Here is an 11,593-nt window from a genome sequence, read left to right as displayed (position 1 = left end):
CCGTACGTCTTGACCGTTGACCGTCGGGGTCACGCCGAGGGGTGCCGGACCTCCAGCATCGTGCAGCCCGTCTCGGTGCGGTACGGGCCGTGCGGCATCCCCGGCGGGCGGCACGCGTACTGCCCCGCCGTGAAGGTCCGCCCGAGGGTCAGGTCGTGGAGGTCGCCCTCCAGCAGGTAGACCTCCTCCACGTACTCGTGGCGGATGACCCCGGCCTCCGAGGTGTCGGTGCCGGGCGCCCAGCGGGCGATCCTGGTCAGGATCGTCGCGTCCTGCGCGCTCAGGACCCGTTCCTCCACGCCCGGTGTCGAGGGCCGCCACGGCACGTCGGTCACGGCGTAGAACTCGCGTTGCTGCTTCATCGGTGTCTCCCATGCGTCCAGTCAAGCCTCGACCACCGACAAAAACCGTGCTCCTCAGGGTCGCTGAGACGGGTGAAAAAGAAGTTCGCGGAGAGTGACGAAAAGGACGATGCCACCACCCCGGAACAGCACCCACCGGCCCACGGGGCGAAACGGCTAGCCTGGCCGCCATGCCCCGACGCTCCCTGCCGGTCCTGTTCGCGGCGGTGCTGGCGCTCTCGGCGTGCGGCCCGACGTCGGCCGCCCCCCGGACGAACGGCGGGGTGACCGGCACCGCCCCCGCCGCCGCGGCCTGCCCCGACACCGGGTTCGACTGCGACCTCCAGGCCCGGTTCGCGCGGGTGGAGGACTACGTGAAGGCCCGGCCCGGCACCGTCGGCATCGTCGTCCGCGACCGCGAGTCCGGGGCGGTCTGGCACAACGACCACTCCGGCGACCTCGTGTGGACCGCGTCGACGATCAAGCTCGCCATGGTCGTCGACCTGCTCCGCCGCGACCGCGAGGGCGACCTGGACCTCACCGACGAGGACAAGGGCCTCATCACGGCCATGCTCCACAGCTCGGACGACGACGCGGCCGACGAGCTGTGGAAGCGCTACTCCGGCCCGGACCACCTGGCGTTCAACAAGTCCTTCGCCTCCTACGGCCTCACCTCGCTCGCCCCGCAGGAGGGCTACTCCGAGACCTTCCCCTACTGGGGTTTCCAGAAGTGCACCGCCGAGGACCTCGACCGGCTGATGACCTACGTGCTGACCAAGGTCCCCGACGCCGACCGCGCCCCGCTGCTGGAGCAGATGCGGTCCGTCGGACCCGAGCAGCAGTGGGGCGTCTGGGCCGCGGGCCCCGCCGCGAAACCGGGCACCAAGGACGGCTGGTCCGAAGAGGACACCGGCTGGGTGATGAACACCGTCGGCTTCGTCGGCCCCGGCGAGCGCTACACCCTCGCCGTGATGAACGACCTGCACGGCAAGGGCGGCTACGACGACGGCAGGGAGACCGACTCCAGGATCGCCGAACTGCTGTTCGGCGGCCGCTTCTAGACCTGACGGGTCGGCTGCACCACGATCTGCCGCAGGTTCACGTGCCGCGGCCTGCTCGTCACGTACGCGACCACGTCGGCCAGCTCCTCGGCGGCCAGCGAGCCCACCGAGTCGATCCACGGCGCGAGGCCCGCGGCCTGGTCGTCGTCCAGGTGCGTGAGCAGCTCCGACCGCACGACGCCGGGCTCGACGTTGGTCACCCGCACGTCCTTCGGCCCGAACTCGGCGCGCAGGTTCGCGGACAGGTGCGTGATCGCGGCCTTGGTGGCGCAGTAGACGGCGTAGTTCGGGAAGAGGCCGTGCGCGGCGACCGAGGAGATGTCGACGAGGTCGGCCGTGCCGCCGTCGGCGGCCGCGGCCAGCAGGTCCGGGGTGAACTCCCCGATCACCCGCAGGGCACCGGTGAGGTTGAGGTCGATCATCCGGGCCCAGTGGTCGGCGCGGACGTCCTCGACCGGCGCCGCGAGCATCACGCCCGCGTTGTTCACCACCAGGTCGACCCGGCCGAACGCCTCGCGCACGGCCGCGCCACCGGCGGCGACGGACTCCTGGGAGGTCACGTCGACCTCCACGGCCAGCGCGCGGCCGCCGTCGGCGACGATCTTGGCGGCCACGTCGGCGAGCTTGTCGGCCCGCCGCGCGAACAGGGCGACCTTGGCGCCACCGGCGGCCAGCGCGCGGGCGGTGGCCTCGCCGATGCCGCTGGAGGCCCCGGTGACGACGGCGGTCCGGTCGGTGAGGGTGTCGTAGTTGGTCATGGCACCAAAACTGGCGGTTCCGAAGCCCCCGAGGGAGGCCCGCCGAATGGTGGTACCGCGAGAACCACCATCCAGGAGCCGAGAGGGTGCAGACTGTCCACATGAGCCGCGAACTCGGGGAGTTCCTCCGCTCCCGCCGCGCCCGCATCAAACCGAACGACGTCGGCCTGCCCGCCGGTCTCCGCCGCCGCGTGCCGGGGCTGAGGCGCGACGAGGTCGCGAGCCTCGCCGGGGTGAGCGTCGAGTACTACGTGCGCCTGGAGCAGGGCCGCACGGCCGGGGTGTCCGACTCGGTGCTGGACGCCGTGGGCCGGGCGCTGCGGCTGACCGAGGTCGAGCGCGCGCACCTGGGGAACCTGGTGCGGCCCTCGGACGGCGACGCGGGCCCGAACCGGGTGCCGCCGACCGTCCAGCGGCTGCTCGACCTGATGGACTCGGTGCCCGCGATGGTGCTGGGCAAGCGCTTGGACGTGCTCGCCCACAACCGGCTGGCGGACGCGCTGTGCGGGTTCTCGGCGCGGCACGAGGCCGAGCGGAACATGGCCCGCTACGCGTTCCTGGACCCGACCGCGCACCTGTTCTACCCGGAGTGGGACAGGGTGGCCGCCGAGACGGTCGCCTACCTGCGGCTCAACGCGGGCCGGTGGCCGGACGACGCGGGCCTGACGGCGCTGGTCGGCGAGCTGTCGATCAAGAACGACGTGTTCCGACGGCTCTGGGCGCGGCACGACGTCAAGGACAAGGTGTTCGGCCGCAAGCTCATGAACCACGACCTGGTGGGCGAGCTGGAGGTCGACTGGCAGACGTTCACGCTGCCGGAGGACGTCGGCCTGCACCTGCTGACCTACGTCCCGGTGCCGGGGTCGGGGACGGCGGACAAGCTCGCCGTGCTGGCGAGCTGGACCGCTCCCGCTCCCCTGCCCGCTCAGGTGACCAGCTGAGCGAGCCGCACGTAGTCCGAGGCCTCGTGCACGACGTCGCCGGGCCGTTCGTGCTGCTCGACGACGATCCGCACGGGGTCGCCGCGGCGGGAGAGCGCCCGGCGGACGGCGACCGAGCCGATGCCGGACGGGGTGCGCAGGTGGACGCGGTGGACGCCGAGGGCGCGCGCGACCAGCACCAGGCCGTCGACCACGAGGTCGGGCGACGCGGTGAGCACCGCGATCTGCGCGGGGCTCACCGCGTCGCACACGACCACCGGCCGGTCGACGGTCACGCTCGCGGCCAGTGAGCGCCACAGGGGCGCTCCGGCCGCGAACAGCACGGCTATCAGCCTGCCGAGTTCGGGCGCCGCGGCGGGGGCGCTCCGGTCAAGAGGTCGGCGGTTGACCACTGCCCTGGTCCTCACGGCGCGGTGGCACGCCCTGCGGCTGCTGCCCACCCGGTTGCTGGCCGCGTTCGAACACCACGCGCTCGACGATGGACTTGGCGGTGGTCTTGCCGTCGGTCGTCTCGCCGATCACGGTCACCGTGTCGCCGGTGGCGATGCTGCTGAGGTCGCCCTTGGTCTGCTTGTTGGGGCCACCGCCGCCGCCGATCACGGTGCTGCTGTCGATCGTGTAGGTCTTCGTGTAGCCGTCGGTGCTCTTGACCCCGATGGACGTGCTGGACACGTCGGTCACGGTGCCCACCTGGAACTCGCCGTGCAGGGTGGTGCCGAACCCGCCGAGCTGACCGCCGCCGAAGCCGCCGGGTCCGCCCATGCGGCCGTAGCCGCCGGGGCCTCCCCGCCCGCCGGGGCCCATGTCGGTCGCGCCGACCGCGCCGTTGGCCGCGTAGATGGCGGTCCCGCCCGCGGCCGCGATGCCCACGGCGATGGCGACGGCGGCGACGGTCTTGCGGCCGGACCACGAGACCTTGGACGCCTGGGGCTGCTCGGCCCCCCACGCGGGCTCCTGGGGTGGCACGGCCTGCGCCTGCGGAGGCTGTGCCTGCGGAGTCTGGGGTGGCACGGCCGAACCCGGCTGCTCCGCCGGCGCGTTCTGGTCGGTGCTCATCGTCGTTCCTCCTGCGGTCCTCCAGCGGACGTTCGCCCGCTGCGGACACCACGGTCACTCGCGGGCCTGTGTTTGCGCTGTGCGCCGGATGGGCCGCCGCTGTGGGCCTGCCGGTCCTGCTCACAGGTGGTACACAGGATTCCCACAGGACCGGCCCAAGGGTCCCGCCCACCCTGAGGACATGCGCGCAGTGAGCACCAGCAAGAAGCACGCCGAACTCCGCCGCCCGGACGGGCAGGCGGTGCGCGTGCTCGTGGTGGACGACGAGTCCACCCTGGCCGAGTTGATGTCGATGGCGCTGCGGATGGAGACCTGGGAGGTCCGCACCGCGCTGGACGGCGCGTCGGCCGTGCGCACCGCGCGCGAGTTCCGGCCGGACGCCGTCGTCCTGGACGTGATGCTGCCCGACTTCGACGGCTTGGAGGTGCTGCGGCGGCTCCGCGCCGAGCAGCCGAACCTGCCGGTGCTGTTCCTGACCGCCAAGGACGCCGTGGAGGACCGGATCGCCGGGCTCACGGCCGGTGGCGACGACTACGTGACGAAGCCGTTCAGCCTGGAGGAGGTCGTGCTGCGGCTGCGCGCGCTGATGCGCCGCACGGGCGTGACCGAGGCGACGGCGGGCGCGGAGCTGGTGGTCGGCGACCTGCGGTTGGACGAGGACACCCGCGAGGTGCACCGCGGCGGCCGGTCGATCGACCTGACGGCGACGGAGTTCGAGCTGCTGCGGTACCTGATGCGCAACCCGAAGCGGGTGCTGAGCAAGGCGCAGATCCTGGACCGCGTGTGGAGCTACGACTTCGGCGGGCAGGCGAACATCGTCGAGCTGTACATCTCCTACCTGCGCAAGAAGATCGACGCGGGCCACGAGCCGATGATCCACACGATGCGGGGCGCGGGCTATGTCCTCAAGCCGGCACCCTAGGTCCTGGTCGCTGCGCAAGCGGATCATCGCGGAGCAGATGGCGCTGCTCACGGTGGTGTGCCTGGTGATCGGCGTCGTCACGATGCTGGCGCTGCGCGACTTCCAGGTGAAGCAGCTCGACGACCAGCTGACCCACGCCTCCGAGCGCGCGGCGGGCTTCCGCGACGGGCCGCCGCCGCAGGGCGGCATCCCCGGCGCCCGGAACAACCCGTTGCGCGGACCGGGCCAGGGGCCGGGCACGCTCATCGCCTTCGTCAACGGCGGATCGGTCTCCTTCGCCGGGCGGATCCCCCTCGGCCAGGGCAGCGAGGAGAGCCTGCCCGCGTCGGCGAGCACGCAGCTCGCGGCCGTGCCCGCCGACGGCAGGCCGCACACCCTGACGCTGGGCAACGTCGGCGACTACCGGTTGATCGCGACCGTCATGTCCGACGGGTCCCGGCAGATCACCGGGTTGCCGCTGGCCGGGGTGAACGCGACCGTGCTGCAACTGGGGTTCGTGCTCGGCGGGGTGGCGCTGGCGGGGTTGCTGATCGCCGGACTGGTGGGCGCGTTCATCGTCCGGCGCACGTTGACCCCGTTGCAGCGGGTGGCGGGGATCGCGACTCGGGTGTCGGAGTTGCCGCTGCACGAAGGGGAAGTGGCGCTCGCCGTGCGGGTGCCGGAACAGGACGCGAATCCCCACACGGAGGTGGGGCAGGTCGGGTTGGCGTTGAACCGGATGCTCGGCCACATCGGGGCCGCGTTGACGGCTCGGCACGCCACGGAGACGCGGGTCCGGCAGTTCGTGGCGGACGCCTCGCACGAGCTGCGGACGCCGTTGGCGGCCATCCGCGGCTACGCGGAGCTGACCCGGCGGTCCGGGGCCGAGGTGCCGCCGGAGATCGCGCACGCGATGAGCCGGGTGGAGTCCGAGGCCGATCGGATGACGGTGCTGGTGCAGGACCTGCTGCTGCTGGCCCGGTTGGACGCGGGTCGGCCGCTGGAGGACGCCGAGGTGGACCTGACGCGGCTGGTGCTGGACGCCGTGAGCGACGCCCGGATCGCCGCGCAGGGGCACCACTGGCAGCTGGAGCTGCCCGCCGAGCCCGTGACGGTGGTCGGGGATGTCGACCGGCTGCACCAGGTGCTGGCGAACCTGCTGTCCAACGCCCGCACGCACACGCCGCCGGGGACGACCGTGACCACCGGGCTGTCCGTTTCCCCTGGTAGAGGGGTGGAACTGACGGTGACGGACAACGGGCCGGGGATCTGGGCCGAGCTGCTGCCGGACGTGTTCGAGCGGTTCGCCCGAGGCGACGGCTCCCGGTCGCGGGCCGCCGGGAGCACCGGGCTGGGGCTGTCGATCGTGTCGGCCGTGGTCGAGGCGCACGGCGGCACGGTGGGCGTGGCGAGCGAGCCGGGCAAGACCCGGTTCACCGTCCGGCTGCCCGCGCGGCGCTGACGACGTCCACACAGGTGGCGCACAGGCGAGGCACAAGGAGCGCCCAGCCGGGGCCGTGACGCTCGGTGCATGACGGTTGTCGACTCCCCCGCCCACGCCTCGACCGCGCCGACCGCTCCACCGCCCCCGGTGGCGGGTGAGCCCCGGTGGACGAGACCCGCGCTGGTCGGGCTGCTGGTCGCCACCGCGGTGCTCTACCTGTGGCGGCTCGGTGATTCCGGGTGGGCCAACGCCTACTACTCGGCCGCCGCGCAGGCCGGGTCGCAGAGCTGGGAGGCCTGGTTCTTCGGGTCCACCGACTCGGCCAACTCGATCACGGTCGACAAGACGCCCGCGGCCCTGTGGTTCATGGGGTTGTCGGCGCGGGTGTTCGGGGTCAACGCCTGGAGCATCCTGGTCCCCCAGGCCCTCATGGGGGTCGCGAGCGTCGGACTGCTGCACGCCGCGGTGAAGCGGACGTCCGGCGCGGTGGCCGGGCTGGTCGCGGGCGCGGTGCTGGCGTTGACGCCGGTCGCCGTGCTGATGTTCCGGTTCGACAACCCGGACGCGCTGCTGGTGCTGCTGCTGGTGGCCGGGGCCTACTGCACGGTCCGGGCCACGGAGAAGGCGAGCTGGAGGTGGCTCGCGCTGGCCGGGGCCGCGGTCGGGTTCGCGTTCCTGGCGAAGATGTTGCAGGCGTTCCTGGTGCTGCCCGCGTTCGGGCTCGCCTACCTGGTGTTCGCCCGCGCCACGCTGGGGCGCAAGGCTTTGCACCTGCTCGGCGCGCTCGGGGCGATGGTCGTCGCGGGTGGCTGGTGGATCGCCGTGGTGGAACTGGTCCCGGCGGCCTCGCGCCCGTTCATCGGCGGGTCGCAGACGAACAGCGTCCTCGAACTCACGTTGGGGTACAACGGGTTCGGGCGGCTGACCGGCGACGAGGTCGGCAGCGTCGGCGGCGGCGCGGGCGGCGGCTGGGGCACCACGGGCTGGTTCCGGCTGTTCGGCAGCGAGATGGGGAGCCAGATCGCGTGGCTGCTGCCCGCGGCGGCGGTGCTGCTGGTCGCCGGCTGGTGGGCGGGCGACCGCGCGGCACGGGTGGGGCTGGCCGTGTGGGGTGGCTGGCTGGTCGTCACGGCGGTCGTCTTCAGCTACATGAACGGGATCATCCACGGCTACTACACCGTGGCGCTGGCCCCGGCGATCGGTGCTGTCGTCGGGATCGGAGCCGCCGCTTTGTGGCGGAAGCGGGCCGATCCGATGGCGTTGGCCGGGTTGTCCGGCGCGGTCGCACTGGCCGCGTTGCAGGCCTACCTGCTGCTGACCTCGTGGTCGAGCACGCTCGCCGTCGCCGTGCTGATCCTCGGGTTCATCGCCGCGGCCGGGTTCTTCTTCAGTCCCAAGGTGTTCGTGCCGGTCGCGCTCGTCGCCGCGCTGCTCGGACCGGGGGCGTACTCGGTCGCCACGGCCGCCACGCCGCACTCCGGAGCGATCCCGTCGGCCGGGCCCGCGGGGACCGGTGGGTTCCGCGGCGGTGGCGGCGGGATGGGCGGCGGGATGGGCGGGCTGCTCAACGCGCCCACGCCCGGAGCCGAGCTGGTGTCGTTGCTGCGGAACAGTTCCCGGACGTGGGCCGCGGCCGCTGTGGGGTCGAACAACGCGGCCGGGTACCAGTTGGGCAGCGGGATGCCGGTGATGGCCGTCGGCGGCTTCAACGGCACCGACCCCGCTCCCACGCTGGAGGGCTTCCAGCGGCTCGTGGCGGACGGGCGGATCCACTACTTCCTCGGCGGGGCCGGGATGTCCGGTTCGACCGGAAGCGACGCGGCGCAGGAGATCGCGGCCTGGGTCCAGCAGAACTTCAGCGCGTCCACCGTGGACGGCGTCGCGGTGTACGACCTCACAGTCGGCGCACAGGGATGACACACGAAGCGCCCAGCCCGCGGCACGAGGTTGGGGCCATGACACTCACGACGCTGCGGCCCGGTGCGACTCCCATCGCGACGAACACCAAGACCCCCGTCCTGGACGTGGTGGTGCCGGTGTTCAACGAGGAGGTCGACCTCGGCCCGTGCGTGCGCAGGCTGCACGCCGACCTGGCGCGGACCTCGCCGTACCCCTTCCGCATCACGATCGCGGACAACGCCAGCACGGACGGGACCGCCGCCGTGGCCGAGGCGCTCGTGGACGAGCTGCCCGAGGTCGTGGTGGTGCACCTGGAGGAGAAGGGGCGGGGGCGGGCGCTGCACCAGGTGTGGCTCGCGTCCGACGCGCCGGTGCTGGCGTACATGGACGTCGACCTGTCGACGGACCTGGCCGCGCTGCCGCCGTTGATCGCGCCGCTGATCTCCGGGCACTCCGACATCGCGATCGGCAGTCGGCTGGCCCGCGGCGCGCGGGTGGTGCGCGGGCCGAAGCGCGAGTTCATCTCGCGGTGCTACAACCTGCTGCTGCGCGGCACGCTGGCCACCCGGTTCTCCGACGCGCAGTGCGGGTTCAAGGCGATCCGGGCGGACGTGGCGAAGCGGCTGCTGCCGCACGTCGTGGACACCGGGTGGTTCTTCGACACCGAGCTGCTGGTGCTGGGCGAACGCGCGGGCCTGCGGATCCACGAGGTGCCGGTGGACTGGGTCGACGACCCGGACAGCCGCGTCGACATCGTGTCCACGGCGATGGCGGACCTCAAGGGCGTCGCGCGGCTCGGGCGGGCGCTCGCCACCGGCAAGCTGCCGATCGCGGAACTCCGCCAGCAGCTCGGGCGTGAACCGCTGGAGAGCCGGACGCCCGGTGTGCCGACGGGGCTGTTGAAGCAGCTCGTGCGGTTCGGCGCGATCGGGCTCACCAGCACGCTCGCGTACCTGCTGCTGTTCCTGATGATGCGCGGCGGCCTGGGCGCGCAGGGCGCGAACCTGGTGGCGCTGCTGGTCACCGCCGTCGCGAACACCGCGGCCAACCGCCGCTTCACCTTCGGTGTCCGAGGCCGGAACGGCGCGGGCAGGCACCAGTTCGAGGGCCTGATCGTGTTCGGCCTCGGGCTCGCGCTGACCAGCGGGTCGTTGGCCCTGCTGCACAACTCCACCGATCCCGGCCAGGTCGCCGAGGTCGCCGCCGTCGTCGGCGCCAACCTGGTCGCCACCGTGCTGCGCTTCCTGCTGCTGCGCAACTGGGTGTTCCGCTCCCGTCCCGTTCCGACTCCTCTGGAGAGCAACTGATGACCACGACGTTGGCGCCCAGCGCGACTACCGTCGCCCCTGTGGTTCCGAAACCCCAGCGCGATCCCCAGTGGGTCCGGCCCGCCTTCTTCGCCCTGCTCGCGGTGACCGCCGTGCTGTTCCTGTGGAACCTGTCGGCCTCGGGCTACGGCAACGGGTTCTACGCGGCGGCGACCCAGTCGGCTACGCAGAGCTGGAAGGCGTGGCTGTTCGGGTCGCTCGACTCCGGCAACGTGCTCACGGTGGACAAGCCGCCCGCGTTCCTGTGGGTGAGCGGGCTGTTCGCCCGGATCTTCGGGTTCTCGACGTGGACGGTCCTGGCGCCCCAGGCGTTGGAGGGCGTCGCGGCCGTGGGGTTGTTGTACGCCACGGTGAAGCGCACGTCCGGGCCGGTCGCCGGGCTGCTCGCCGGTGCGGCGCTGGCCTTGACGCCGGTGGCCACGCTGGTGTTCCGGTTCAACCTGCCGGACGCGCTGCTGGTGCTGCTGATGGTCGCCGCCGCGTACTGCACCGTGCGGGCGATCGAGAACGCGAGCGCCAAGTGGATCGCGCTGGCGGGCGTGGCGATCGGGTTCGCGTTCCTGACGAAGATGGGCCAGGCGCTGCTGGTGCTGCCCGCGTTGGGGCTGGTGTACCTGGTCGCGGCCCCCACCGGGCTGGGCAAGCGGTTCCTGCACCTGCTGGGCGCGGCCGGGGCGATGATCGTGTCCGCGGGCTGGTTCATCGTGCTGGTGGAGCTGTGGCCCGCGGACTCGCGGCCCTACATCGGCGGCTCCACCAACGACAGCCTGTGGGAGCTGGCCGTGGGCTACAACGGCCTGGGCCGGTTGTTCGGTCAAGGCGGCGGTGGTGGCGGAGGCGGTGGGCTCGCCGGTGGCGGGAACACCGGGTTCGGTGGGGCGTCGGGGATCGGCCGGATGTTCGGCGCGAGCTTCGGCAGCGAGGTGTCGTGGCTGCTGCCCGCCGCGCTGATCGGCCTGGTCGCCGGGCTGTGGTTCACCCGTCGCTCGCCGCGCACCAGCCGGACCCGTGCCGCGCTGCTGCTGTGGGGCGGCTGGATGGTCGTCACGGCGCTGGTGTTCAGCTTCATGAGCGGCATCATCCACCCGTACTACACCGTGGCCCTGGCCCCCGGAATCGTCGGCACGGTGGCGGTGTCCGGCCGTGAGCTGTGGCGCGGACGCGCTCACACGCCCGCCCGGATCACGTTGGCGGCGATGGTCGCGGCCACCGGGTTCTGGAGCTTCGCGCTGCTGAACCGGGTACCCGAGTGGCTGCCGTTCGTGCGGTGGGGCATCGCGGCCGTGACGGTGGTCGTCGCCACGGCGATCGTCCTGGGCGTCACGCAGGCCCGCAAGGCCGTGCTCACGGCGCTGCTGGTGGCCGGGTTGCTCGGCACGGTCTCGTACTCGGTCGCCACGGCCGCCACCGCGCACAGCGGGTCCATCCCGGTCTCCGGTCCCGCGGCCTACGCCTCCGGCGGCGGGTTCGGCGGCGCGGGCGGCCCCGGCGAGGAGGCCACGACCAGCAGCGCGGTGACCGCGTTGCTGAAGAACACGAACACCCTGTGGGCGGCGGCGACCGTCAGCTCGCAGAGCGCGGCGAGCCTGGAACTGGCCACCGGCAAGGCCGTGATCGGCATCGGCGGGTGGAGCGGGTCCGACCCGGCCCCGACGCTGGCCGAGTTCCAGCAGTACGTGGCCGACGGGAAGATCGGGTACTACGTGCCCGGCGGCCGGGGTGGCGGCGGTGGCGGGTTCGGCGGCGGTGGCGGGAGCACCGAGATCGCGAACTGGGTGGCCGCGAACTTCACCGCGGTCGACGTCGACGGCACGACGGTGTACGACTTGAGCAAGTAGCTCCACCGGAAGGACGCGCGCGTGGC

11 protein-coding genes are annotated in these 11,593 nt (G+C 72.6%); 7 read left to right on the top strand and 4 right to left on the bottom strand.

Going from position 1 to position 11,593, the window contains the following annotated elements; translation table 11 throughout:
• Positions 1 to 29 precede the first annotated feature (29 nt).
• Positions 30 to 362, bottom strand: a complete 333-nt coding sequence (locus tag ACFWW9_RS00880; RefSeq protein WP_390370300.1) for a cupin domain-containing protein — start codon at positions 360 to 362, stop codon at positions 30 to 32.
• A gap of 170 nt (positions 363 to 532) precedes the next feature.
• On the opposite strand from ACFWW9_RS00880, the gene ACFWW9_RS00875 reads away from it, so the two are divergent.
• On the top strand, positions 533 to 1,402 hold the full coding sequence (locus ACFWW9_RS00875) for a tat pathway signal sequence (protein ID WP_390370299.1): 870 nt from the start codon (positions 533 to 535) through the stop codon (positions 1,400 to 1,402).
• Here the strand turns inward: ACFWW9_RS00875 and ACFWW9_RS00870 are convergent.
• Positions 1,399 to 2,160, bottom strand: coding sequence for an SDR family oxidoreductase (locus tag ACFWW9_RS00870; RefSeq protein ID WP_390370298.1), 762 nt, complete (start codon positions 2,158 to 2,160; stop codon positions 1,399 to 1,401). The two genes, ACFWW9_RS00875 and ACFWW9_RS00870, sit on opposite strands and share 4 nt — an antisense overlap.
• Before the next feature lie 101 nt (positions 2,161 to 2,261).
• On the opposite strand from ACFWW9_RS00870, the gene ACFWW9_RS00865 reads away from it, so the two are divergent.
• Positions 2,262 to 3,101: a helix-turn-helix transcriptional regulator gene (locus tag ACFWW9_RS00865; RefSeq protein ID WP_390370297.1), complete on the top strand. Its 840-nt coding sequence runs from the start codon at positions 2,262 to 2,264 to the stop codon at positions 3,099 to 3,101.
• On the opposite strand, the gene ACFWW9_RS00860 is transcribed toward ACFWW9_RS00865, so the two are convergent.
• Both ACFWW9_RS00860 and ACFWW9_RS00855 read right to left on the bottom strand, forming a co-directional pair.
• Positions 3,086 to 3,493, bottom strand: coding sequence for a hypothetical protein (locus tag ACFWW9_RS00860; RefSeq protein WP_390370296.1), 408 nt, complete (start codon positions 3,491 to 3,493; stop codon positions 3,086 to 3,088). The genes ACFWW9_RS00865 and ACFWW9_RS00860 overlap by 16 nt on opposite strands.
• Positions 3,471 to 4,157, bottom strand: a complete 687-nt coding sequence (locus ACFWW9_RS00855; protein WP_390370295.1) for a hypothetical protein — start codon at positions 4,155 to 4,157, stop codon at positions 3,471 to 3,473. The genes ACFWW9_RS00860 and ACFWW9_RS00855 overlap by 23 nt, the downstream gene beginning before the upstream one ends.
• 181 nt (positions 4,158 to 4,338) lie before the next feature.
• Between ACFWW9_RS00855 and ACFWW9_RS00850 the strand changes: the two genes are divergently transcribed.
• From ACFWW9_RS00850 to ACFWW9_RS00830, 5 genes are all read left to right on the top strand, one after another.
• Positions 4,339 to 5,079 (top strand): response regulator transcription factor, encoded by a 741-nt coding sequence (locus ACFWW9_RS00850; protein WP_390370294.1) that lies wholly within the window; start codon positions 4,339 to 4,341, stop codon positions 5,077 to 5,079.
• Positions 5,057 to 6,520 (top strand): sensor histidine kinase, encoded by a 1,464-nt coding sequence (locus ACFWW9_RS00845; RefSeq protein WP_390370293.1) that lies wholly within the window; start codon positions 5,057 to 5,059, stop codon positions 6,518 to 6,520. The genes ACFWW9_RS00850 and ACFWW9_RS00845 overlap by 23 nt, the downstream gene beginning before the upstream one ends.
• 69 nt (positions 6,521 to 6,589) lie before the next feature.
• Positions 6,590 to 8,419: an ArnT family glycosyltransferase gene (locus tag ACFWW9_RS00840; RefSeq protein ID WP_390370292.1), complete on the top strand. Its 1,830-nt coding sequence runs from the start codon at positions 6,590 to 6,592 to the stop codon at positions 8,417 to 8,419.
• Between the two features lie 38 nt (positions 8,420 to 8,457).
• The gene (locus ACFWW9_RS00835; RefSeq protein ID WP_390370291.1) at positions 8,458 to 9,708 is read left to right on the top strand and encodes a glycosyltransferase; all 1,251 of its coding nucleotides are present in this window, start codon (positions 8,458 to 8,460) and stop codon (positions 9,706 to 9,708) included.
• Positions 9,708 to 11,567, top strand: coding sequence for an ArnT family glycosyltransferase (locus ACFWW9_RS00830; protein ID WP_390370290.1), 1,860 nt, complete (start codon positions 9,708 to 9,710; stop codon positions 11,565 to 11,567). The genes ACFWW9_RS00835 and ACFWW9_RS00830 overlap by 1 nt, the downstream gene beginning before the upstream one ends.
• Positions 11,568 to 11,593 lie beyond the last annotated feature (26 nt).

This window comes from Umezawaea sp. NPDC059074 (genome assembly GCF_042738955.1).
In the GTDB taxonomy this organism is placed as follows: domain Bacteria; phylum Actinomycetota; class Actinomycetes; order Mycobacteriales; family Pseudonocardiaceae; genus Umezawaea.
Note: the sequence above shows the minus strand (reverse complement) of the source record. Positions and strands in the feature narration are given on the sequence as shown.